This window comes from Pseudomonas sp. IAC-BECa141 (genome assembly GCF_020544405.1).
Lineage (GTDB): Bacteria > Pseudomonadota > Gammaproteobacteria > Pseudomonadales > Pseudomonadaceae > Aquipseudomonas.
In genome coordinates, this window is record NZ_CP065410.1 from 1,864,261 (window position 1) to 1,888,197 (window position 23,937).

Consider the following 23,937-nt stretch of genomic DNA (forward strand, 5'->3'; position numbering starts at 1 on the left):
CAGATAGATACCCCCCACGACCTTGGCCGCTGTTAGGATTACACTTCTAGGGAAAAGTGCCGACTCGCTAAGTGTTGTTGTCCTACGGGGTAGTCATGGATATTCAGATAATTGCACGCGATGGCGAACCCGAATATGCGGTTCTGCCATGGGCTCAGTATCAGGCTCTACTGAAAGCAGCAGGCATTAACGAAGCACCGTCGCAACCGGCTCCAGCGCCGCTTGCGGCAACCCCGGACCCGATTCTTCCAGGTCTGGATCAGTTACGCAGTTTGCGCGAAGGGAAGGGCATCGCCATCGAGGCGCTGGCCCGCACGGTAGGCATCAGCCCGTCTTACCTGGCCATGATTGAAAGTGGCGAGCGTCTGCCCGACGCCGCGATTCGCCGCAGCCTGGCCTGGGAGTTGACGGTGCCAGGGTGGAGGGAACAATCGTGAGCGTACGCATCAGTCGTCAACATTGGGACGGATTGCTGGGGGAACTGGATCAGGCGCGCAGGCAGCGCCATCTTTTGACTTATCGAGCCTTGCTCGAACGCCTGCAACTGCCCACGCCGGCCATGCAGACATTGACCGCTGCACTGGAGCATCTCGCGGCACTGGACGCGAAAGCCGAACAGCCGTTGCGCAGCTCGCTGGTGATCAGCCAGGGTGCCAGTCGCCTGCCACGCACCGGTTTCTTTGAATGTGTCGAGCGCCTGGGGCGTTTTTCCGGGCCGTCCGACGGTGTCGCCGCCGCCTCCTGGCATGCTTCGGAAGTGGTGCGGGTCTTTGAGTACGAGTACCCGGAATCGGCGGAGGCCTGAGTGTTTTTACGACTCAAGGCGCGGGCCAGTTACTGGCTGGCCCGCAGGCTGTTTCACTGGGCGTGGTTTGTCCGTCAGCCCCGCGGCTGGCGCTGGCTCGAAGGGCAGTTTGCGCGCATGGCCAATCTGGGCGATGTCGGCGCGCAAAGTTTTTACGGGCACATCCTGACGTTTCGCGGGGTTGGCCTGGGCGCACGTGAGGAAGGTGTACGTTTGTTGCGACTGGCGGCGCTGGCCGGGGATGGCAAAGCGGCATATCAAGTCGGTGTCATCAGTCTTGCAGGTACGCCGAGCAAAGCGCCAGATCCTTCGGAAGCCGCTCGCTGGTGGACCATGGCCGCGAAGGCCGGGCATCCGTTGGCCGAGCTCAAGTTGAAAGAGCTGGCCGGCCGAGACGCTTTTAAATAAGCAAATCATCTGTTCCGTGAACGGGGCGTGAGGTAAACCTCCCGCCCCGTTTTTGCGTCTGCCGTGCGATAAAAAATCAGTTACAGACTTCTCCTACATCCTCCGCCTACTCGCCTGACTTCTTTTCTGTTTGATCCCCCGCAAAGTCCCTCGCCTGATTTTTGCGCGAGGGAACGCATATGTTCGACCCGGTTTTTCGTTTCGCCATGCGCATGGGATTGCGCTGATGGATGCCGTCACCCGCATCGAGCAAGAACTCGACAGCTTTCCCCGCACTCTCGATCTCTATCGCGAACAACTGAAGCACTGGCTCAGTCGCTCGGCAGATGGTGTCAGTCATGCGGCCGATCTGCCGTCGCTGATGGGAATGGAGCGGATCATCCGTTTCGGCGAGCACAGCACGGCGGTCGCGATTGACGACAACCGTTTCTCTTCTGCGGTCGTGCAATGCCCGGAATCCGGGCCGGTGGAGATCGAGAGCAAGTTCGAGTCGGTATACGACATTCCATTGGGCGGCATCGTAGTCGATGTGGTAGCGATGGACGGTGGCGAGGTCAACTCCGTCACCCTCGATGCTCAAGGCAAGGGTGTGTTTACCGGTGAAGCAGGCAAGTTCTACCGGGTGGTGGTGCACAGCGAGGCCAGCGAGCAGCAGATTGATGCACTTTTCGAGTCCTACGACGGCCTGAGTCGGCAGCTGGATGGCTGGCTGCGCAGCGAGTGGCAAGGATTCAAGCCGCAGTGGTCGCAGTCGGTGGTGACGGCGGCGGGCAACGGCATGCTCGCCGGGAGCTGGGCGGCGATCGAGGGGGTGTGGGACAGCATCGGGTTGTTGTCGGAAATTCTCAAGGACCCCGGAAAGTTTGCCGAGCGGTTGGGCAGTGGCGCCGCACAGCTGATTGCGCTGGCAGAAACAGCGCCTGAAATGATGGAGAAGCTTCAGTTACTGGTCAGTGACGAGGCGGCGCTGTGTTTGTTGCTGCGTACTGCGAGCCTCTGGCTGGAAATGTTGCCCGGCACTGAAATCGCCGGGAAAACCGCCGAGGTAGTGTCGATGGTAGTGGTGCAACTGCTGATCGATGTGTTGATCGGCGTTGTGCTGACTTTTGTTGGCGCCGGGGCAGGGATCGCTTATCTGACCTTGCGTCTGGCGGAGCGTGGCGCTCAGTTGTTGTCGGCGGTGACGCGACTGGTGAAGGCGATGTTCGGCATCGTCAGCACCTTTATCGGTTATGTGAACCACTACAAGTCCGTCGCCGCAAGGGGCATCGCCGCCGGGGTGAAAAAGGGTCGCATGCAATTGCGCTGGGATGCCCGGCGTAATGCTTCCCTGAAAAAAGACGAGCAGCACGACGACACGCCGGATCAGGCGAAAAATCCCAACGGCGACAGCGCCGATTGTGCGCCGCTGACCTGCACCAACGGCTGTCCGGTGTCGATGGTCACCGGGGAAGAACTGCTGACGTTGACTGACGGTGTACTCGATGGGCTGTTGCCGTTCGAGTTCCGCCGCTTGTATCGCAGCAGTGCGGCCGAGATCGATGCTGGATTGGGGTTTGGCTGGAGCCATTCGCTGGCGCATCGATTGGAGGTTGATGGCGCGGCGGTGGTCTGGGTCGACCATGAAAACCGGCGCACGCAGTTTCCGTTGCCGAGCGTTGAGCGGCCGGCGATTCACAACAGTCTGTCGCGGGCGGCGATCTTTCTCGGGGATGAACCGGAAGAGCTGATCGTTGCGCTGGCGGGTGAGGCCGCGCGGTTTTATCACTTTCGGGTTGGGCGTCTGACCGCCATCAGCGATGCGTACGGCAATCGTCTGACGGTGCATCGGGATCTTTCCGACCGGATTCAGCGCCTGGATAACGGGGCCGGTCGGTCGTTGTTGCTGCGCTATGAGCGGGCGCATCTGGTCGCGGTCGATTATCAGGTCTGGCGCGAGGCGGCCTGGCGTACCGAGCAGACGCTGGCCAGTTACCGCTTTGATGCCCGCCATCGATTGATCGAGGCGATCAACGCGGTCGGCGAAAGCGAGCGTTACGACTACGACGACCGGCACGTCATCCTGCAACGGCAACTGGCTGGCGGTGCGAGCTTCTTCTGGGCATGGGAGCGGTCCGGCAAGGCGGCGCGTTGCGTGCGGCACTGGGCGTCGTTTTCGCAGATGGACACGCGTTACGTGTGGGATGACGCCGGCAGCGTCACCGTGCATTACGTCGATGGGACTGAAGAAACTTACGTCCACGACGACACGGCGCGGCTGGTGCGTCAGGTGTCGGCGGACGGGGGCGAGCAGCTCAAGGCCTACGATTCGGCGGGCCGGCTGGTTGCCGAGCAGGATGCGCTGGGCGCGGTCACCGAGTACCGCTACGACGATGCCGGACGGCTGATCGCGCTGATTCCGCCGGACGATGCACCGACGTCCTACGAGTACCGCAACGGTTTCCTGCACAGCCGTTCACGCGGCGATGCCGTTTGGACGTACCGGCGCAATGCTCAGGGTGACGTCACCGAGGCGGTCGATCCCGACGGTCATGTCACCCATTACCACTTTGACGCGCAGGGGCGGTTGCGGTCGATCCGTTATCCGGACAGCGGTCGCCATGTGTTCGTCTGGAACGACCTCGGGCAACTGGTCGAGGAAAGTCTGCCGGACGGCGGGGTTCGGAAGTTTTCCTACGACGCCTTGGGGCGGCGGACGACGGTTCAGGACGAGCATGGTGCGGTCACTCGCCACGCCTGGGACGCCGTTGGCCGGCTGATCCAGACGACGCTGCCTACCGGAGCCACCCGCGCCTGGTCCTACAGCGCCTATGGCCAGATCACCGCCGAACGCGATGAACAGGGGCGCATCACCCGTTACGAGTATGACGACGACCTGCACCTGGTCAGCCGCCGGATCAACCCGGACGGTACACGAGTGCAGTACCGCTACGACCATGCGCAGCTGCTGCTCACGGAAATCGAGAACGAGTCCGGCGAAAAGTACCGGCTGGACTACACGCCGACCGGACTGATCCGACAGGAAACCGGCTTCGATGGGCGGCGCACCGCGTACGTCTATGACCGCAACGGCCATCTGCTGGAAAAGACCGAGTTTGGCGACGACGGCTCGACGCTGGTCACCATTTACCAACGCGACAGCGCCGGACGTCTGCTGCTCAAGACCCTGCCGGACGGGGTCGAGGTCAGCTATCGCTATGACCGCTTAGGCCGTCTGGTCGGGGTGGACGACGGCCAGGATCACCCGCTGGCCTTTGAATACGACCTGCAGGATCGGCTGGTGCGCGAGCATCAGGGCTGGGGCACCCTGCGTTACACCTATGACGCCTGCGGCCAACTGACCCGCCTGCGCCTGCCGGACAACAGCAAGCTCGATTACCACTACGCCAAGGGCGGTGCGCTGACCGCGATCGACCTCAACGGCGCCTTGCTGACCCGCCACGTCTACCAGAACGGCCGCGAACAACAGCGCCAGCAAGGCCTGCTGCTCAGCGAATATGCCTACGACGAACAGGGCCGCTTGCAGTCCCACGCCGTAGGCCATCAACGCAGCGCGCTGTACCGCCGCGACTTTGCCTACAGCGCCAACGGCAACCTCGAACACATTGCCGACACCCGCCACGGCCAGCGCAGCTACACCTACGACGCCCTCGACCGGCTGATTCGCGTGCGCCACACCCGCGACGATGTGCCGGAAAACTTCGCCCACGACCCGGCCGGCAACCTGCTGATGCAGGACCGCCCCGGCCCGACCCAGATCAAGGGCAACCGCCTGTTGATGCAGGGCGACCGCCATTACGACTACGACGCCTTCGGCAACCTGATCCGCGAACGCCGCGGCCAACAACTCGTCACCGAATACCGCTACGACAGCCAGCACCGCCTGATCGGCCTTACCCGCCCCGACGGCACCAGCGCGACCTACCAATACGACGCCTTCGGCCGGCGCATCCGCAAGACCGTCGACGGCCAGACCACCGAGTTCTTCTGGCAAGGCGACCACCTGATCGCCGAAAGCAGCGAACAACAACACCGCAGCTTCATCTACGAACCGGGAACCTTCCGCCCGCTGGCGATGCTCGACGGCAAAGGCCCGAAACGCGCCTGCCCGTTCTACTACCAGCTCGACCACCTCGGCACGCCGCAGGAGTTGACCGACTACAGCGGCGAGATCGTCTGGTCAGCCAAATACAGCGCCTACGGCAAGGTCACCTCGCTGGAACTGGCGACCGAGGACTACCTGAACCAGCCGCTGCGCTTTCAGGGGCAGTACTTCGATGACGAAAGCGGACTGCATTACAACCGGCATCGGTATTACGACCCGGAGGTGGGCCGGTACCTGACGCCGGATCCGGTGAAGCTGGCCGGGGGCTGAACCAGTACCGGTACGTGCCGAATCCCACGGGGTGGGTGGATCCGTTGGGGTTGAGTTGTAACTGTCCAGGAGCCATTTCTGCTGAGGGGCCGTATAGCGAAATTGTTCCAGGTGGTGGCTTAGAGGCTCACGAATCTCGAGGTGGGCATGCTATTGCGAGACATGTAAATAGGTCGGAAGCCCAACTCAGAGCTAGACTAGCGGCTGAACCGCACATACCTATTGCATCAACATTCCTTAGTAGGGCAGAAGCTGAGGCTGCACTCTCTAATGTTATAAAAAACAACAAACTCACAATTGATAACTTTGTGCAGGGTAACGCAAGCAAACTTGTGATTAATGAGCAAGTGTCTACTCCTGCTGGCGTAGGTGTGGTGAGACAGAGTGGAAGCCTGGAGCCACTGTCTAGTATTAGGTTGGTGTTGCGGCGAGATACAAGCTCACCGCTTGGCTATTTTATCTTGACGGGGTTTGTAAATGACAACTGAAGATTTTCCTAGCTTATTTCAATTTCTCGGAGCCTATTTTCATGAGGACTGGATGTGTGAGCTTGAATCAGCAGATGATGTTGTTAAATCTTTCATAGCGGACTCGGAATGTTGCGTGCTTGAGGCGGTGGTAAAGGAAATTGATTTAATTTTAGCGATGAAAATTAAAGAGAGTGAAGTTCGAGATTTTTTGCTGAAGAAAAATGGGTGTTGCTATTGTTATTGGAATGAGTGGCAAGACGGAATTGCGTGGTTGAAGCACATTTCTGTAATTATCAGTGAGGCGTTACACAAAAATATTTAAGCTGTTTATTTGTCTTGTTCTGATTGTTCTTCGAGTGAGAAGGTGGCTTTCAAGGAGGTTGGTTATTGTGGTTGCGCGTAATCGTAAAGTTAGATTGCTGTTAAGGTTTTGGTTTTGGTGTAAAGGTATCGGGATGTTTTTAGTGCAGCGGGCGAAGTGTCAGGCTCAGAAGGTTGGATATTCTGCTAGCAAGCGGCAAGAATCAAATGAAGGGCCGGTTGCTGAAGTTAGAAAATTTCGAGGGGTTCATAGCTCTCGATTTTTGAGTCACAGAGCCCAGATGAGTGCATATAACGATGCAATGACGAGAGAGTCTAGAAAAATGCCACGTTTCACCGGAGAGGATAGTATGGGAAATCTGGTAGTGAGAGTGGAAACTGAAAATATAGGTGAAGGATATGAGCCAAATCCTGCAGACCCATCTGATCCACGCTACATCCCTGAAATGCATGGTTTTGAAATGAGGTTTGATTTCGAGACTCTGGAGCCTTGGGCTCTATATCCGATAGAGAAAGTATAATGTTGATGCATCCTTATCTTGATATTCCTTATCGCCCACGGCTGTCTCACTTTCTCGGTGGGTTTGATACATATGATCGCGAGGAGAGCTTGGGTGAAGCACTGGCCGCGTACGATCCTGAAAATCAATCAGATAGAAGTATTTTAATATCTAAGTACGTAATCAAGCGATTTTCAAAATTGAGCCATCGGCATAAATTTGTTTTGTTTACTGTGTTGGGGGAAGCACTTGAGAAAAGTGATGATGTCTTCCAAGAAGTGCTGGAGCATGATCCATACTCTCACTCCTTGTTACCAGACGGCTGGGATGAGATGAATGATCCAAAGGCGTTTTTCGAAAACATGTACTTTCAGTTGTCTGAAGCATGGATGGACGAACTTTACAAAGCCAGTCAAGAAGACTCATCAACTTGGTAGGCGCGAATTGGTGCTCACTGCGATTTTTGTAAGCTTTGGGGCATTTATACGATGAAAATACGGTTTGCATGAGATTCGTATATTCGAATCACCGATGTCCGAGTGTGAGTGTTTCGACGGGTGTCTGCGCGAACAGGCTATCAATCAAATGCACACTATACCCCGGCACATTCTTCGCATGATGCTTCGCCTGCGAAGCCATTTCCGCCAATTGACTCGCATCCAGTTGCGCACAAGCTTCAGGATGCAAATGCACCACACCAATGGACAATGACAGCAATGGAAACTCCTGACGAATACCCTGGCGGTTCGGCGCAATAAAACAACCAGCGTCTAGATGTTCGGGGCGGTAGAAGCGACGGCATTGGCTCTGGAAATCATCAAGCAATTGGTTCAGCCGTTTGCGCCAATCTTCCGGGCCGAGCACCAACAGGAAATCGTCACCACCGATGTGGCCAACAAAATCGCGGGACGGGTCGACGCGTTCGTTTAGGCATTGCGCCAGACACAACAACACCTCATCCCCACGCCCATACCCATAGATATCGTTAAAGGGTTTGAAACTGTCGATGTCGACATAGCAAATGACCGACTCGCGCCCCTGTTGTAGTAGTCGGGTGAGGCATTGCTGAATCGGCACATTCCCCGGCAGCAAGGTCAGCGGATTGGCATACCGAGCCTGCTGGATTTTCAGTTCGGTAATCAGTTTGAGCACGTCGATCACCCTGCCCAGACCCAGATAGCTGCCGTTGAGGGTGATGATGAAGTCTTCTTCGATGCGTTGTCGGGCGCGGCTGGTGATCAGACGGCTGACCTGTTGCAGTGACTGGCTCATTTCCACGGCGAGGAAGTCGTCGTTCATCAGTCGGCTGATCGGTTTGCGAGCGAACAGGTCGGTGGCGAACGGCTTGAGAAGGGCATCGGACAATGAATGACGATGAACGATGCCGCACGGCTGACCCTGTTCGTCGAGCACCGCCAGTGAGTTCAGGTTGGCCTGGCGGCGGAAGGCTTCCAGTACGGTGGCGGTCGGTGTGTCGCGATTCACGGCCGGTTGATCGATGAGCAGGGCGCTCAGGTCGCTGCCTTCGTCATTCAGCGCCACGGCGCTACTGTCGTGTTTGGGCATCAGGGTCCGGGCGTCGCGTGACGGATGTTCCTGCGGGCGCCCCAGCAAATAGCCCTGGACCAGATCAACGCCCATCTCGGTCAGCACCGCCAACTCTTCCGGCAACTCGATGCCCTCGGCAATCACCTGCGCCCGCGAGGCCTTGGCGATTTGCAGGATCGATCCGACGAACTCACGCTTCAACGCGTCCTGATGAATGCCGTCGATAAAGTGCCGGTCGATCTTCACGTAATCCGGCCGCAACTCCGACCACAGGCGCAGGCTCGAGTAACCCGCGCCCAGATCGTCGAGAGCAATCGAAAAACCCATCGCCCGGTAGTGATGCAGCGCGGTTTGCAGCAACTGAAAGTCGTCGATCGGTGTCTGTTCGGTGAGTTCGATCACGACCTGACTCGGCGGAATACCAAAATCCTGTAGCAACTGCAGTGTCCGCCCCGGCTGGTGCGCGGCTTCGAGGAGGGATTCGGGAGAGACGTTGAGAAACAGTTTGCCCGGCAATTGCTGTTCGTTGAAACGACGACAGGCACTCTGGCGGCAGGCGATTTCCAGTTCGCTCAAGCGGCCGGCCTGGCGGGCCACGGCGAACAGGGCGATGGGGGAGTGCAGCGGGCTGTTGGACGGGCCGCGGGTCAAGGCTTCGTAGCCGAGAATGCGCCGTTCGGAGAGGCAAATGATCGGCTGGAACAGGCTGTGTAAACCGCTTTGAGTCAGGATCGAGCTCAAGGCACTCAGCTGTTCGGTCGTGGTCATGGCAATCTCTGGCGATAAAAAAGGACTGGGAGCGTTCTCGATGAAGAGAACCGCTCCCAGTCCTTTATTGCACGACAGAATGATGACTGTTTGATGACGACCCGGGGATCGTCAGCATTAAATTGCCATCACCTTATTTCTTTGCGACCTGGTTGCTCAGCTTCAGGTAATCCAGCAGTACACGCCCGGTCTCGCTCAGGTAGGCGTCGTCTTCCGGTTTGACCTTGTCCGGCTCGGCGGCTGCCAGGGCGTCGTCGTCTTCTTTCTTCAGCTCTTTGAGCGGTTCTTCGCCTTTGGCCTTGCGACGGATGTTCTCCATCGCCAGTTGCTTGGCGTCGATATCGGCGTGCTGGGCACGGCGTTCGGCTTCATTGAGGCTGACGGTTTTCTCTTCCAGCAGCTTCTGCGCCAGGGCCAGCTTGTCGCGGATGAACACGAACTCCGCGTCCTTGGCGGAACGGGTGTCATGCTCGGATTTCAGCTGGGCCAGGTACGGTTTGAACGGATCGCTCGCCGGTTTGATCGCCGCGCGGATGGTGTCCCACGGCATGGCTTCCGGCAGGGCGCTTTCGCCGATTTCCTTGGTGTCGATGATCGACGGGTAGTCGATGTCCGGCAGGACGCCCTGATGCTGGGTGCTCTGACCGGAAACCCGGTAGAACTTGGCCAGAGTGAGTTTCAGTTCGCCATGGTTCAGCGGCTGAATGGTCTGCACGGTGCCTTTGCCGAAGGTCTGGCCACCGATGATCAGCGCACGGTGGTAGTCCTGCATGGCGCCGGCGAAGATCTCCGAAGCCGAGGCGGACAGGCGGTTGACCAGCAACGCCATCGGGCCTTTGTAGAACGCGCCCGGGTTTTCATCTTCAAGTACATCGACCCGGCCATCGGCGTTGCGCACGAGCACGGTAGGGCCCTTGTCGATGAACAGGCTGGTCAGCTCGGTGGCTTCCTGCAGGGAACCGCCGCCGTTGTTGCGCAGGTCGATGACCACGCCGTCGACTTTATCTTTCTGCAGTTCGGTCAGCAGCTTCTTGACGTCGCGGGTGGTGCTCTTGTAGTCCGGATCGCCGGCACGGAAGGCCTTGAAGTCGAGGTAGAACGCCGGAATCTCGATCACGCCGAGCTTGTAGTCGCGGCCGTCCTGTTTCAGGTTCAGCACGGACTTCTTCACGGCCTGGTCTTCGAGCTTCACCGCTTCACGGGTGATCGGCACGATCTTGCTGGTCTGGTCGTTCGGCGCATTGCTGGCCGGAATCACTTCCAGACGCACCACGGTGCCTTTCGGGCCACGGATCAGCTTGACCACTTCGTCCAGACGCCAGCCGACCACGTCTACCATCTCTTTGTTGCCCTGGGCAACACCGATGATCTTGTCGGCCGGAGCAACCTGCTTGGTCTTGTCGGCCGGGCCTGCGGGCACCAGACGCACGACTTTCACCTGGTCGTTGTCGCTCTGCAACACGGCGCCGATGCCCTCGAGGGACAGGCTCATGTTGATGTCGAAGTTCTCCGCGTTATCCGGCGACAGATAGTTGGTGTGCGGATCGTAAGACATCGCGAAGGTGTTGATGTACGCCTGGAAGATGTCTTCGGCGCGGGTCTGGTCCAGACGCGCCAGTTGATTCTTGTAGCGCTTGGTCAGGGTTTCCTGGATCTGCTTCGGGTCTTTGCCGGCGATCTTCTGCCGCAGCACTTCGTCCTTGACGCGTTTGCGCCACAGGTCATCGAGTTCGGCGGTGGACTTGAGCCAAGGAGCGTCCTTGCGATCGATCAGCAAGGTTTCCTTGGTGGTGAAGTCCATCTTGTCGACGCCTTTGTTCAGCTCGGCAAGGGCGAAGTCCAGACGCGCCTTCACGCGGTCCAGATAGCGCTTGTAGATGGTGAACCCGGCGTTGAGGTCGCCGCTCTTGAGGAAGTCGTCGAACTGGGTCTTCCACTTGTCGAATTCGGCGATGTCGCTGGCCATGAAATAGCTGCGCGACGGGTCGAGCAGCTTGATGTAGCTGTCGTAGATGATCACCGAGCGCGCATCGTCGAGCGGCGGCTTGCTGTAGTGGTGACGCTTGAGCAACTCGACGACGTTCAGACTGGCGATCACTTCGTCGCGATCAGGCTGCAACTTGTCCCAGCTGTTGGCTGCGAAGGTGGTGCCCGACACCGGCAACAGGCCGATACCGATGAAAAGAGCGAGGGCGGTGCTGGGGAGCAGATGCTTCATGCTGATTCGACGCGGGGACAATTGATAACGCATATTAGGCCGTCTTTGAAGTCGCCGGTACCTCTACGCTCTGTACGATAACTGCTGTTCAGCGTTCGTTCAGACCCCAGGGCCGGTCGCATAATGCAAAAAGCCCGGCGCTACAGCTTCGGGCTCAGTCCAGACTCACTATGGAGGCACTGTGAAGGCATTGCAAGGCGTTGAAGGTCAAGTGGCATGGGTTGATGAACCAAGTCCTACATGTGATGTAGGACAAGTTCGCATCCGAGTAGCGGCAGCGGGCCTCAATCGTGCGGATTTATTACAGAAAGCCGGACTTTATCCGCCCCCTCCGGGTGCCAGCCAGGTGCTGGGTCTTGAGTGCTCCGGGGTGATCAGCGAGGTCGGCGCGGGCTCTTCCTGGCAGGTCGGTGACCGGGTCTGCGCCCTGCTGGCCGGGGGCGGGATGGCGCAAGAGGTGGTCGTCGACGGACGGCATGTGCTACCGGTTCCGGAAGGTGTATCGCTGATCGAGGCCGCTGCCTTGCCCGAGGTGTACGCGACCGTCTGGCTGAATGTGTTTCAACTCGCTGCGCTCAAACCGGGTGAGAAAGTTCTTCTGCACGCCGGGGCCAGTGGCATCGGCTCAGCCGCGATTCAACTGTGCAAGGCTTTCGGCAATCCATGCTGGGTCAGCGTCGGCTCGGCTGAGCGACTGGCCTATTGCGAATCGCTGGGTGCCCAGGGCGGGGTGGTGCGCACCGATGATCTGGAAAGTCTCCGGGATTTCGGGCCGTTCGATGTGATTCTGGATCCGGTCGGCGGCAATTATTCAGCGCTGAATCTGAAGCTGATGGCTCAAGACGGCCGCTGGGTGCTGATCGGTCTGATGGGTGGCCGTGAAGCGAAACTGGATCTGGCCCAGGTGCTGGCCAAGCGCGTGCAACTGCTGGGCTCGACCCTGCGCAGCCGTGAGGATCAGTTCAAGGCCGATCTGTTCAGCGATCTAAGCCAGCACGTGTGGCCGCTGTTTTCCGAAGGGCGCCTGAAGCCGCAACTGGCCAAGGCGTTCCCGATCAAGGATGCGGAGGCGGCGTTCGCCGAGCTGGCGAGCAACACGGTGGCGGGGAAGCTGGTGCTGGTGATCGACGAAAGCCTGAGTTGATCATCGATGCTTGTGGGAGCAGGCCTGCTCCCACAAGGCAATCGCTTACTTCCAGAGGTGAATCGGCCAGCCGGATTTCTCGGCCTGCGCAAGCAACACCGGATCCGGATTGACCACATGCGGGTAATCCACTTTCAGCAGCAGCGGCAGGTCATTGCGTGAGTCGGAATAGAAACTCGCGCCCTCAAGATTTTCTTCTTCGGCGTCCAGCCATTCCAGCAACCGGGTGATTTTGCCTTCGCGGTAGGTCAGGGTGCCTACGGTCTGGCCGCTGTACACGCCATGCGCCACTTCCAGTTCGATGGCCAGAACTTCGTCGATACCCAGCCGTTCGGCAATCGGTTTCACCAGGTGCGTGCCCGAGGCCGAGATCACCAGAATCCGGTCGCCGGCCTGGCGGTGGGCGGCGATGGTTTTGGTGGCATCGCTGAAGATGATGGGTTCTATGAAGTCTTCAACCCACGGCGCGACCAGATGCTCGACTTCTTCCGAGGTGCGGCCGATCAGCGGCTCGAGGCTGAAGTCCATGTAGTCCTCCATGCGCAACTTGCCATGGCTGTAGGCGTCCATCAGCTCATTGTTCCTGCGCATGAACGACTCGGGATCGACCCAGCCCAGGCGCCCCATCTGCTCGCACCATAGCGTTGCGCAGTCACCATGAATCAGCGTGTCGTCCAGATCAAAAATTGCCAGGGCCATCAGTTCAGTTCCCTCTTGGGTGTCAGCAAAGTCATCAGGCTACCTCACACAGGGCGGTGGGATCGATGGAAAGTGACAGGCGCTGACCGTCGGGATGCAGATCCGCTGCCGAACGGTTGAGCACATCCACCACCAGTTCCACGCCTCGGGCTTCGACGCGGTAGCGAATCACGTTGCCCAGCAGGCTGTGGCTGCGGATTTGCGCGTCGGGCTCACCGCTCAGACTCAATTCGATGGCCTCCGGGCGAATCGCGATGCGGTGGTTGATCGGCCGCTGCAACAGCTTCGACGCACTTTCGGCATCCAGCAGATTGTAGTTGCCGATGAAGCCGGCAGCGAACACGTCGACCGGCGCGGTGTAGAGGGTTTCGGCGTCGCCGCTTTGTACGATCTTTCCCTGATTCATCAGGAAAATCCGGTCAGACATGGTCAGCGCTTCTTCCTGATCGTGTGTGACGAAAATCGTGGTCAGGCCGAGTTCGCGCTGGATCTGACGGATCTGCTCACGCAGGTGTTTGCGAATCCGTGCATCGAGGGCCGACAGCGGTTCATCCAGCAGCAACAGGCGCGGACGGGTGACCAGCGAGCGGGCGAGGGCGACACGCTGGCATTGACCGCCGGACAGCTGATGCGGATAGCGGCTGGCGAAATCGTTGAGTTCAACCAGTTTCAACACTTCGGCAACCCGCTTGTGGCTGTCGTCGGCGTTGACCTTTTGCATGCGCAAACCGAAGGCGACGTTCTGTTCAACGGTCATGTTGGGAAACAGCGCGTAGCTCTGGAACACCATGCCGATCCCGCGTTTCTGCGGGGTGAGCGGCACGATGTCGACGCCATCGAGCAGAATCTTGCCGCCATCCACCGGCGTCAGGCCGGCGATGCAGCGCAGCAAGGTGGATTTGCCGCAACCCGATGGGCCGAGCAGGGTGACGAATTCACCCTTCTGGATTTCGCAGTTGATGTCGCTGAACACCGTGGTGCCCGCGTAGTTTTTCTGAAGGTGTTGGACGCTGACATAGCTCATTCGCTTTTGTCCTTGTTCAAGATGTTGGCGACCCAGGTCAGGACCAGCACGAAAAAGAAGTAGGAGATCACCAGCGCACTGGTGAAGTGGCCGCTGCTGTTACGCATGTTGTTGAGGTAGACCTGCAGGGTTTCGTAGCGGGTGCCGACCAGAATGTTGGCGAACACGAACTCACCGAACAGGAACGAGAACGACAACAGCAAGGCGACCATCAGGCCTTTGCGCAGGTTCGGCAGCACCACCAGGAAAGCTGCCTGAAAGGTGCTGGCGCCGAGCAGTTGGGCGGCGTCCATCAAGTCGCGCAGGTTGATCGCTTGCAGGTTGTTGGTGATCGCCCGGTACATGAACGGCAGGGCAACGGTGAAGTAGCAACCGATCAGGATCCACGGCGTGCCGACCATCGCGAACGGCCCGGAACCGTAAAGCTGCAACAGCCCCACCGACGACACCACCGGCGGCACCGCAAAGGGCAGCAGGATCAGGATGTTCATCAGCGCATCGAGTTTCGGGAAGTGGTAATGCACCACGAACAGCAGCGGCAGGATCAGCACCACCGACAGGATCAGCGCGCCGACGCACACCAGCAGCGACTGGCCGAAGGCGTGCAGGAAGCGCGGGTCGCTCCACAACTGGACGTACCACTTGAAAGTGAAACCGCTGGGCAGGATGGTGGCCGACCAGCTGCTGGCGATCGAGTAGATCAGCGTGCCCAGCAGCGGCAGAAGCAGGATGGCGAACAGCAGATACACCACGACGCGGTGGTAGACGCCGGCCGGGCCGGATTCAGCGCGAGACATGGTAGCTCCTCTTCAGCAACAGTTGATGCACGACGGTCACCAGGGTCATCAGCGCCACCAGCACGACGGCCAGGGCGCTGGCCAGGTTCGGATCGAGGGAAATGTCGCCGGACACCATCGCCGCAATCCGGATCGGCAATACGTTGAAGTTGCCGGTGGTCAGCGCGTAAACCGTGGCGTAGGCGCCGAGGGCATTGGCCAGCAGGATCACGAAGGTGCCGAGCAGGGCCGGGGTCAGCACCGGCAGGCCGATGTGGCGCCAGAACTGCCAGCTGTCAGCGCCGAGCAGGGCGGCGGATTCGCGCCAGTCTTCACGCAGCGCATCGAATGCCGGGTACAGCAGCAGGACGCCGAGGGGAATCTGGAAGTAGGTGTAGAGGATGATCAACCCGGTTTTCGAGTACAGGTTGAAGTCTTCGATGATCCCGGCCTGCTTCAACATGATGGTGATGCTGCCGTTGAAGCCGAGCAGGATGATGAAGGCAAACGCCAGAGGCACGCCGGCGAAGTTGCTGGTCATGTTGGCGAAGGCATTGACGAAGTTGCGCAGTTTCGAATCGACCCGGCGCAGGGAGTACGCACCCAGCACCGCGATGATGATCCCGAACACACTCGACCAGAAACTGATTTCGAGGCTGTACTGAATCGCCTGCAGGTAGAACTTCGAGCTGAAGATCCTGCTGAAGTTGGCGAAGCCCCAACCGAATTCTTCCGATTGCAGGCTGTTGATCATCACCCAGATCAGCGGGGCGATTTCGAACGCGATAAAGAACAGCGCGAAAGGCACCAGGCACAGGGCGGCCAGCCATTTGCCGCGAGTCATTGAGTTCACTTGAGCAACTCCCGGCAAACAGGTTTGTCGTGGGGTACGCCGAGCAGTTCGCAGACGGTTCCGCAGATGTCGGTCTGCTTCGGCGTGGCGCCGGCGTGCAGGCTGAAAGCGTCACCGAGTACGAACAACGGCACCTGGCGTTCTTCCGGCAGCAGGCCGTTGTGCGAGCGGTCGTTGTTCATGCCGTGGTCGGCAGTCACCAGCACTTGGTAACCGGCGTCGAGCCAGCCTTGCAGGTAGTCGGCGAGGATGATGTCGGCGCTGCGCGCGCTGTTGCGGTATTGCGGGGTGTCGAGGCCGTGCTTGTGGCCGGCGTCGTCGATGTTCATCGGATGGATCAGCAGAAAATCCGGGGCGTGGCGCAGGCGCAGGTTTTCGGCGTCGGCGAACAGGTGCGAGTCCGGGTAGTGATCGTTCCAGTAGAAGTGGCCGTGCTGGATCGGTAGCGTCGGGTCATCGGTATGCCGATCCCGAGCCGCCACGAACGGCGAGCGGTTGTAGAGCTCGCTGACCCAGTGGTACGCCGCGGCGGCGGTTTTCAGACCGGCATCGCGGGCGTAGTGATAAATGCTGCGCTGGTTGGACAGGCGCGAGACGTTGTTGTGGACGATGCCGCTCTCGATCGGTGGCACGCCGGTGAGGATGCATTCGTAAAGCGGTCGGGACAGGGCCGGCAGCTCGCACTCCAGCTGGTAGAGCGCGGCGCGTCCTGCGCCAACGTAAGCCTGCAGATGCCCCATGGCGTGACACGCAACCTCGTAACTGAGGCCGTCGAGCACGACAAGGATGACGGTGTGCTTCATAGGGGCAAAAACTCCGCGAAACAGAAAATTTCAGATTCAGTCGGGAGCCCTTGTGGGAGCGAGCTTGCTCGCGAAGGCGTCGTGTCAGCCAACATCAATGTTGAATGAAAGACCGCATTCGCGAGCAAGCTCGCTCCCACAGGGATCTCCAGCAATCCCGGAAGCGGGACTTACGGGCTTACTTCATCTCTACGATGACTTCTTCGTTCCACTTCTGCGGCAGGGCCTTGGAGGTTTTTTCCCACGCATCGGCGTCCTTGATCGGCGTGACCTTCTTGTACTGCTCGTTCGGCAGCAGTTTGGCTTTCACGTCTTCCGGCAATTGCAGGTGCTCGGCGCGGATCGGGCGAGCGTTGCCGCGGGCGAGGTTGGTCTGGCCGGCGTCACTGAAGATGTATTCGCGGGTCAGCTTGGCGGCGTTCGGGTTCTTCGCGTATTTGTTGATGATGGTGGTGTAGCCGGAAATCACCGAGCCGTCAGACGGAATCAGCACCACGTAGTCATCCGGGTTGGCCATCTTGGACTTGTAGCTCAGGCCGTTGAAGTCCCAGACCACGCCGACTTCGATCTCGCCTTTTTCCATGGTGGCGATGGTCGGGTTGGCCATCGACAGGCGACCCTGCTTGGCGATGTCTGCGAACAGCAGCAGGGCAGGCTGGAGGTTTTTCTCGTCGCCGCCGTTGGCCAGCGCAGCGGCGAGTACACCGTTGGCAGCTTGTGCAGCGGTGCTCACGTCACCGATGGAAACCTTGTATTTGCCGCCCTTGAGGTCAGCCCATTTGGTCGGAACTTCGGAGCCGTGCAGCAGCTTCTTGTTGACGATGAAAGCGATGGTGCCGGTGTAGGCCAGTGCCCAGTTGCCGTCCTTGTCCTTGGCCCAGTCCGGTACTTGATCCCAGGTGGTCGGCTTGTACGGTTGCACCACGCCTTGCTTGACCGCGATCGGGCCGAAAGCCGCGCCGACGTCGCCGATGTCGGCGGTGGCGTTGTCTTTCTCGGCGGCGAACTTGGCGATTTCCTGGGCCGAACTCATGTCGGTGTCGATGTGTTTCAGGCCGTAGTTCTTGGCCAGGTCTTCCCAGGTGCCTTTCCAGTTGGCCCAGTCATCGGGCATGCCGACGCTGTTGACGGCGCCTTCCGCTTTCGCAGCGGCTTCGAGGGTTTTCAGATCATCAGCCGCCATGGCGGCGGTGCACATGGCAATGGTCGAGCCTAACAGTGTTGCCAGGAAAAGCTGTTTCATTCCGAAGCTCCTTGGTCGTGTTCAACGCTGCGATTGCGGTTTGTGTTGGTCTAGGTCAGCAATACCTGAGCCAATGTAGGGGGGCTGGATGACACTTTGATGTCGGCGGATACCTGACCCGCCCTTTATTTCGCCGATATCGTCGGCTGCCCGCTAAGCGTAGACCACCCTCAAAGTCCCGGTGGGCAAGGGACTTGGCCGATGTATTGCAAGTTGTCAGGGCGACCGTTCGGTAGTTTTGTCATCTCTCGGTCATCTGCACTGCCTAGGCTTGCAACACGACCGAATGGCGCAATAGCTGTGCGGTTTTGCCCCGAAACAGTGCTGGTCTAGTCCAGATAGGTAACGTTGATGCGCGATGAGGCAACAAAAGCGGTGACAGCGATTGGCCAGATCCTTCAGGAGCAGCTCGATCACGGGTTGCTGGCGGCGGGGAGCAAGTTGCCGGCCGAGCGCAAGCTCAGTGAGTTGTTCGGCACGACGCGGATTACGGTGCGTGAAGCCTTGTTGCAACTGGAGGCGCAAGGGCAGATTTATCGCGAGGAGCGGCGGGGCTGGTTCGTGTCGCCACCGCGTCTGGCCTACAACCTGATGCAGCGCAGTCACTTTCACGCGATGGTCAGTGCGCAGGGGCGGGTGCCGTCGACCGAGGTGATTTCGGCGCGGTTGCAACCGGCTTCAGCGGCGGTGTGTGCCTGGTTGCAGTTGCCGGCGTTGTCGAGCGTGATTCAGATTTGCCGGTCGCGGCGGATCGATGGGCGGTTGGTGTTGTATGTGGAGCATTATCTGAATCCGCAGTTTTTTCCGGGGATTCTGGAGTTTGATTTGAATCAGTCGATTACCGAGCTGTATGCGCGGCATTACGACTTGCACTATGGGCGGGTGCGGTTCGAGATTGTGCCGACGTCGTTGTCGGTGGATGCGGCAGCGGCTTTACGGGTTTCGGTGGGGAGTCCGGGGTTGAGGATTGCTCGGGTTAATTATGATCAGGCCGGGCGGTTGATTGATTGTGATCTGGAGTTTTGGCGGCATGATGCGATTCACGTGGGGGTTGATGTGGTTTGACCTTGGCGGCCTCTGGGCCGACCAGGTTTTGGGTTGTTTTGGGTGAATATCCGTTGCTTCGGGTGCTGCCGCTGACGGTTTCGCCCTTACGGCGAGTCACTTTGGCAAACGCCCCAAAGTAACCAAAACGCTGGGCCCCTGCGTTCGGCACCTCGCTGAGGCTCGGTGTTCCTTCGTTCCGGGATTCATCCGGGGGCATCGCCTACGGTTTGCTTCGCTGCACCTCCTCTCGATGCATGCGGCTGCGCCGCACGGTCGCTGCGCTCCCACCCCCGGATAAATCCCTCCACTCAGCCTTCCGATGGGGCCAAAAGATCAAAAGCTTTACTCGAGCTAACGCTCATCGTGGTGAGTGGTGGGAGTTAGCTTGCCAGCGATGGCGGCCGGAAGTCGGTCAGATTCGCCGGATCTATTCTTGAGTTTGGCCACCACCGCCTGCGGTGATCACTTGCACATTCATCCTCGGCGTCGCCAGATCCAGGCCGGCCTCATCCAGATGCCGTTTCAGCGACAGGTTGAACGCCCGTGAAACTTCCCACTGTTTGATCGGTGCTGTCTTGAACCTTGCGCGCAGTATCGCGTTGCCGGATTCGAAGCTTTCCACGCCCTGAAATTCCAGCGGCGACCAGATGTTGCGGCGTTGCAGCGGATCTGTGCGCATTTTCTGGCCGACGTCGCGCATCAGTTTGATGGCTTCATCGATGCTCATGTTGAACGGCACGGCCACGCGGAAGATCGCGTAGCCGAATTCGCGGGAGTAGTTTTTGATGCTTTTGATTTCGCTGAACGGGATGGTGTGGACGATGCCGTCAATGTCCCGCAGGCGAACGGTGCGGATGGTCAGGCCTTCGACGGTGCCCAGGTGGCCGCCGACGTCGACGTAGTCGTCGATGGCCAGGGAGTCTTCGATGATGATGAACAGGCCGGTGATCAGATCCGCTACGAGCGACTGGGCGCCGAAGCCGATGGCCAGACCGATCACGCCGGCACCGGCCAGCAGGGGCGTGACGTTCATGCCCATGTTTGCCAGGGCGACGATCAGGGCGATGATGAAGATCGCCACGAAAAGCACGTTGCGGATCAGCGGCATCATGGTTTGCGCGCGGGCGTTGGCCAGGCCTTTGCGGGAGCGGGTGAGGGCGTGGTGGACGGCGGTGTCGCTGAGAATCCAGATCAGCCACGCGAAGATCAGCGTACCGATCAGGCTGAAGATTTTTACGCTGACGTCGTGGCCTTCGCCTTCGGTGAAGCCGATCAGTGACATGCCCCAGACCCGCAGGCCGAGTTCGATGAAAGCCAGCCACACCAGTAAATGGGCGAGGGTGTAGAAAAAGCTTTTCAGGCGCTCGGAATACAACGCATGACGTTTCGGGCCACGTTGGGGTCTGAGGGCGTGGCGGCGGACGAGGCCGTTGATGACCATGCACAACACCAGCAGCACGGTGCAGATCAGTGACTGGCGCAGTGCGGTGCTGGTGTCGCCGGCGGAGATGAAGGTGGCGAAGAGGGAAATGCCTACCAGCACCAGTGCCGGGACGTACCAGAAGGTGCCGAGGATTTCGATGGTGTCGCTGAGGGCGCGGCGGGTCAGGCGCCGGGACAACGGCTGGTTGCGGATCAGGTGGGCGATCGGCCGGCGGAAGCGCAGGATGAACAGCCCGGTCGACAGCGCCGCAAGGACATTGGCGACGGTGGCGGCGGTGTGGGCCAGGTGCACACCGAGGCCGGCCACCAGTCGCGGATCGCTCAGGGCTTCACCGAAGGCGGCGAAACTGCCGATCAGCCATAACGGGCGGAAGGCCTGGTGACGCAGGATGTACAACGCGCGATGGCGGTGCGGGCCGTCGAGTACGGAAAAGGCGATCACGCAGATGGCCGAGAAACAGGTGCCGACCACCAGCGCATACGCCAGCACCATCGCCAGGCTTTTGCCCAGTGACGAGGGCAGTGCGTAGCTCATGTAAACCGTGATCACCAACGCGATCAGCCAGGGCCCGAGCTTGCGCAGGGCGAAGCGCAACATGTCGAGGGCCCGGGGATTCTGCGGCAGTTCTTCGGTCAGACCGAAGCGCATGCGTACCCGGTGGCCGAGCCAGATCAGCGCGGCGGCGAGCAGGCTCCAGACCGCGAGGATCACGGCGAAGGCGAAGATGATCGGCAGCCATTCGCTGGCCGGCAGCATCAGGCCTTTGAGCTCGTCCTGAGCCATGTCGAATTCGGCGGACCAGCGATTGAGCGGGCTGTCGGCGCCGGTGAACTGTTTTTCGAAGGTGGCGAGGGTGCCGCCGATCAGTCCCAGCACGCCTTCTTCCGGGCTGGCCTGGGCCTTTTTCGTGGCGTCGCGCAGTTTTTTCAGATCAGTCAGCAACTGGGCGCGTTGCTTGTCGTTTTCCAGCGACTTGATGACTTCGTCCAGGGACTGGCCGAGCGGTGCCTGGGCTTCGGGCTGAATATTGCCGGAGCCCGTGAGCAGCCCCGGCAGACCGGCAGCATCGGCAGGTGCCGGCGACATCAGGGTCATCAGGCAAACGAGAAACAGGCAGGGCAGGGCAAAAAGACGAGCGAACACTAGGCGGTCAACCTCGCAAGGGGCGGATCGGGCGAGTGTACGAGCCCGCCAGATTCAATGCGAGCCGGGGGCGGATTTATTCGTTGAGTTTGGCAAGGATCTTGTAGACCACGGTGGCCAGGATCATCAGCATGCCGATCCACATGGCGAACACACCGGCGTTCTTGTCACGGAAGTTGAAGCCGATGGCCAGCAGAATCATTCCGCACAGGATGGGAATGAGCATGGAGTGAAACGCAGACATCGAGATCATGGCGACAGCCTTGTCGAAGGAAATGATTTAAGTCTAGGTGGGATTTGGCCGACCGGTGGTGATCTGTATCAGAACCGAGCCGGTTTTACAGGCCGAGGGATCGCAGCCCGAAGCTGCGATCCCGACTGTGTCCTACGGCAGTTCGCGACTGGCGTAGAACGCGCTCAGCACTTTGACCAGGTGGGCCAGGTCGTGGCTGCCGCACAGTTCGCGGATCGAGTGCATGGCGAACGTCGGCAGGCCGATATCGACGGTGCGCACGCCCAGGTGGCTGGCGGTGATCGGGCCGATGGTCGAGCCGCAACCCATGTCGCTGCGTACCACGAAGCTCTGCACCGGGACTTCTTCGGCCATGCACAGATGGCGGAAGAAACCGGCGGTTTCACTGTTGGTGGCGTAGCGCTGGTTGCTGTTGACCTTGATCACCGGGCCGGCGTTGAGTTTCGGACCGTGATTGGCGTCGTGCTTTTCGGCGTAGTTCGGGTGCACGCCGTGGGCGTTGTCGGCCGAGACCAGCAGGGATTTCTGGATGGTGCGCACGAACTCGTCACCTTCCGGCAACAGACGGCGCAGGGTCTGCTCCAGCATCGGGCCATCAGCGCCGCAGGCAGAGCAGGAACCGACTTCTTCGTGGTCGTTACACACCAGCACGCAGGTCTCTTCGGTGTCGGCGGTCAGCAAGGCTTGCAGGCCGGCGTAGCACGACAGCAGGTTGTCCAGACGCGCACCGGCGATGAAGTCGCCATGCAGGCCGATGACGGCGGCGCTTTGGGTGTCGTAGAAACTCAGCTCGTAATCCAGCACCACGTCGGCGTTGAGGCCATGCTCGCGAGCCAGTTGGTCGGTGAGCACCGCGCGAAAGTCCACCCGCTCATCACCGGCGAACTGCGCGAGAATCGGTGGCAGTTCGGTCTGGGCGTTGATGGCCCAGCCCTGGTTGGCTTCACGGTTGAGGTGAATGGCCAGGTTGGGAATGATCGCGATCGGGGCCTTGAAGTCGATCAATTGGCTTTCGACCTTGCCGTCACGGCGGAAGGTGACGCGGCCGGCCAGCGACAGGTCGCGGTCGAACCACGGTGCGAGCAGCGCACCGCCGTAGACTTCGACGCCGAGCTGCCAGAAGCCCTGGCGCTGCAGCTCAGGTTGTGGTTTGACTCGCAGGCACGGGCTGTCGGTGTGGGCGCCGACCAGACGGATGCCGTCGTGCAGCGGTGAGTTGCGGCCCATCTTGATCGCGACAATCGAGGAGTCGTTACGGGTGACGTAGTAACGACCATTGGCTTCGGTGTGCCAGGTTTCACGCTCGTCGAGGCGCACATAACCGGCGGCCTCCAGCCGTTGAACAAGGCTGGCGGTGGCGTGGAACGGGGTAGGGGAGGCCTTGAGGAAGTCGATCAGGCCTTGGTTCAACTCTTCGCGCATAAGAAGCTCCAGACAGCAATGGGCGGGAGTTTAACGCATCGGCCTGATGCTTGGGACTAGACATGTGCCACTCGCATCAACGAGCGGCGGCCACCCTTTTTTTCAGATAGTTCATGATCACTTTTTCGTCTTCAGGCTTGTCCGGACGAGGCAGTTGTTTTGGCCAGCGGCTCTGATTGAGCAGCTTTTTCTGACGGCTCTCGTCCCAGCGCAGAATCTCCCGCGACGCGCATTCCCACCATTCATGACGACAGGCGCTGTAGTAGGGGTGATCCATCACCGACTGATTCGCATCGATGTATTGGAACAGGCTGCTCGGGGGGGCTGGTGAACAGGGTGTCGGTGTCGACGAACAGGGTTTTCTCGACCAGTTGCATACCGGCGGCAATCGCGCAGGCCTTGCGCCGATGGTGGTAGCCGTTGTGTCCCTGCCAGCGCGTCAGGGTCGCTTCGTCGAGCAACACGGTGTCGACCGGCCAGCCTTCGTAGTCCTGCGGCCGGTCAGTGAGAATTCTGATCGCCGGACGTTTGCCGTTTTTGGCCTGGGACAGGGCGGTGAGGATGCTGAATTTGGCTTCGCGCCGGTAGACATCCTGATTGCCGTAAATCAGGTAGAGCAGTTGATGACGGGTCTTCTTGACGGGTGTTGCCAGGGAATCAGTACAACTCATCC

Annotated in this window: 19 protein-coding genes and 3 pseudogenes; 10 read left to right on the forward strand and 12 right to left on the reverse strand. The window is 59.6% G+C overall.

The features are described 5' to 3' along the window. The first annotated feature begins 95 nt into the window (after positions 1-95). The 7 genes and pseudogenes from I5961_RS08490 (at position 96) to I5961_RS08520 (ending at position 7,316) form a co-directional block, all read left to right on the forward strand. Positions 96-437, forward strand: coding sequence for a helix-turn-helix domain-containing protein (locus I5961_RS08490; protein ID WP_007950435.1), 342 nt, complete (start codon positions 96-98; stop codon positions 435-437). After that, positions 434-805 carry a hypothetical protein gene (locus tag I5961_RS08495; protein ID WP_003223109.1) on the forward strand — a complete coding sequence of 124 codons (372 nt, stop codon included), beginning with the start codon at positions 434-436 and terminating at the stop codon, positions 803-805. The genes I5961_RS08490 and I5961_RS08495 overlap by 4 nt, the downstream gene beginning before the upstream one ends. Then, complete coding sequence (locus I5961_RS08500) at positions 806-1,213, forward strand: SEL1-like repeat protein (protein ID WP_085699281.1); 408 nt, start codon at positions 806-808, stop codon at positions 1,211-1,213. A gap of 226 nt (positions 1,214-1,439) precedes the next feature. Then, positions 1,440-6,076, forward strand: a pseudogene (locus I5961_RS08505) (RHS repeat-associated core domain-containing protein). Further along, positions 6,066-6,380, forward strand: a complete 315-nt coding sequence (locus tag I5961_RS08510; RefSeq protein WP_085701111.1) for a contact-dependent growth inhibition system immunity protein — start codon at positions 6,066-6,068, stop codon at positions 6,378-6,380. Before I5961_RS08505 ends, I5961_RS08510 begins: the two are co-directional and overlap by 11 nt. A 67-nt stretch (positions 6,381-6,447) precedes the next feature. Next, positions 6,448-6,900 (forward strand): hypothetical protein, encoded by a 453-nt coding sequence (locus I5961_RS08515; protein ID WP_227234901.1) that lies wholly within the window; start codon positions 6,448-6,450, stop codon positions 6,898-6,900. Next, positions 6,900-7,316 (forward strand): hypothetical protein, encoded by a 417-nt coding sequence (locus I5961_RS08520; RefSeq protein WP_227234903.1) that lies wholly within the window; start codon positions 6,900-6,902, stop codon positions 7,314-7,316. Before I5961_RS08515 ends, I5961_RS08520 begins: the two co-directional genes overlap by 1 nt. An 88-nt stretch (positions 7,317-7,404) precedes the next feature. Here I5961_RS08520 and I5961_RS08525 read toward each other — a convergent pair whose 3' ends face one another. Together I5961_RS08525 and I5961_RS08530 are read right to left on the reverse strand one after the other, a co-directional pair. Further along, positions 7,405-9,195 (reverse strand): bifunctional diguanylate cyclase/phosphodiesterase, encoded by a 1,791-nt coding sequence (locus I5961_RS08525; protein ID WP_227234905.1) that lies wholly within the window; start codon positions 9,193-9,195, stop codon positions 7,405-7,407. 133 nt (positions 9,196-9,328) lie between these two features. Beyond that, positions 9,329-11,413 carry a carboxy terminal-processing peptidase gene (locus I5961_RS08530; protein ID WP_176247780.1) on the reverse strand — a complete coding sequence of 695 codons (2,085 nt, stop codon included), beginning with the start codon at positions 11,411-11,413 and terminating at the stop codon, positions 9,329-9,331. A gap of 181 nt (positions 11,414-11,594) precedes the next feature. Here I5961_RS08530 and I5961_RS08535 point away from each other — a divergent pair, with 181 nt between their 5' ends. Then, a complete protein-coding gene (locus I5961_RS08535) occupies positions 11,595-12,557 on the forward strand; it encodes a zinc-binding dehydrogenase (protein ID WP_085705337.1) in 963 nt (320 codons plus the stop codon). Positions 12,558-12,602: 45 nt separating this feature from the next. On the opposite strand, the gene I5961_RS08540 is transcribed toward I5961_RS08535, so the two are convergent. Genes I5961_RS08540 through I5961_RS08560 form a run of 5 tightly spaced genes read right to left on the reverse strand, consistent with a single transcriptional unit; the run spans position 12,603 to position 16,712 of the window. After that, positions 12,603-13,256 carry an HAD family hydrolase gene (locus I5961_RS08540; RefSeq protein ID WP_085705335.1) on the reverse strand — a complete coding sequence of 218 codons (654 nt, stop codon included), beginning with the start codon at positions 13,254-13,256 and terminating at the stop codon, positions 12,603-12,605. A 34-nt stretch (positions 13,257-13,290) separates the two neighbouring features. Then, complete coding sequence (locus I5961_RS08545) at positions 13,291-14,280, reverse strand: ABC transporter ATP-binding protein (protein ID WP_011333173.1); 990 nt, start codon at positions 14,278-14,280, stop codon at positions 13,291-13,293. Continuing rightward, positions 14,277-15,077, reverse strand: coding sequence for an ABC transporter permease (locus I5961_RS08550; RefSeq protein ID WP_085690467.1), 801 nt, complete (start codon positions 15,075-15,077; stop codon positions 14,277-14,279). Before I5961_RS08550 ends, I5961_RS08545 begins: the two co-directional genes overlap by 4 nt. Then, positions 15,064-15,900, reverse strand: a complete 837-nt coding sequence (locus I5961_RS08555) for an ABC transporter permease (protein WP_170929806.1) — start codon at positions 15,898-15,900, stop codon at positions 15,064-15,066. Before I5961_RS08555 ends, I5961_RS08550 begins: the two co-directional genes overlap by 14 nt. A gap of 5 nt (positions 15,901-15,905) precedes the next feature. Next, the gene (locus tag I5961_RS08560) at positions 15,906-16,712 is read right to left on the reverse strand and encodes an alkaline phosphatase family protein (protein ID WP_085701119.1); all 807 of its coding nucleotides are present in this window, start codon (positions 16,710-16,712) and stop codon (positions 15,906-15,908) included. Positions 16,713-16,739: 27 nt separating this feature from the next. On the opposite strand from I5961_RS08560, the pseudogene I5961_RS28785 reads away from it, so the two are divergent. Beyond that, positions 16,740-16,857 (forward strand): annotated as a pseudogene (locus tag I5961_RS28785) (metal ABC transporter ATP-binding protein); the annotation flags it as partial. 33 nt (positions 16,858-16,890) lie between these two features. Here the strand turns inward: I5961_RS28785 and I5961_RS08565 are convergent. Then, the gene (locus I5961_RS08565; RefSeq protein ID WP_227234907.1) at positions 16,891-17,955 is read right to left on the reverse strand and encodes an ABC transporter substrate-binding protein; all 1,065 of its coding nucleotides are present in this window, start codon (positions 17,953-17,955) and stop codon (positions 16,891-16,893) included. A 351-nt stretch (positions 17,956-18,306) separates the two neighbouring features. Here I5961_RS08565 and I5961_RS08570 point away from each other — a divergent pair, with 351 nt between their 5' ends. Then, on the forward strand, positions 18,307-19,020 hold the full coding sequence (locus tag I5961_RS08570) for a UTRA domain-containing protein (RefSeq protein WP_085701120.1): 714 nt from the start codon (positions 18,307-18,309) through the stop codon (positions 19,018-19,020). A 409-nt stretch (positions 19,021-19,429) separates the two neighbouring features. On the opposite strand, the gene I5961_RS08575 is transcribed toward I5961_RS08570, so the two are convergent. The 4 genes and pseudogenes from I5961_RS08575 to I5961_RS08595 all read right to left on the reverse strand — a co-directional run bounded on the left by I5961_RS08575 (position 19,430) and on the right by I5961_RS08595 (position 23,935). Then, positions 19,430-21,589, reverse strand: coding sequence for a mechanosensitive ion channel family protein (locus tag I5961_RS08575; protein WP_227234909.1), 2,160 nt, complete (start codon positions 21,587-21,589; stop codon positions 19,430-19,432). Positions 21,590-21,665: 76 nt separating this feature from the next. Continuing rightward, positions 21,666-21,842: a hypothetical protein gene (locus tag I5961_RS08580; RefSeq protein WP_007960078.1), complete on the reverse strand. Its 177-nt coding sequence runs from the start codon at positions 21,840-21,842 to the stop codon at positions 21,666-21,668. A gap of 132 nt (positions 21,843-21,974) precedes the next feature. Next, positions 21,975-23,264, reverse strand: a complete 1,290-nt coding sequence (locus tag I5961_RS08585) for a M18 family aminopeptidase (RefSeq protein WP_007960074.1) — start codon at positions 23,262-23,264, stop codon at positions 21,975-21,977. Positions 23,265-23,340: 76 nt separating this feature from the next. Next, positions 23,341-23,935 (reverse strand): annotated as a pseudogene (locus tag I5961_RS08595) (hypothetical protein). Positions 23,936-23,937 lie beyond the last annotated feature (2 nt).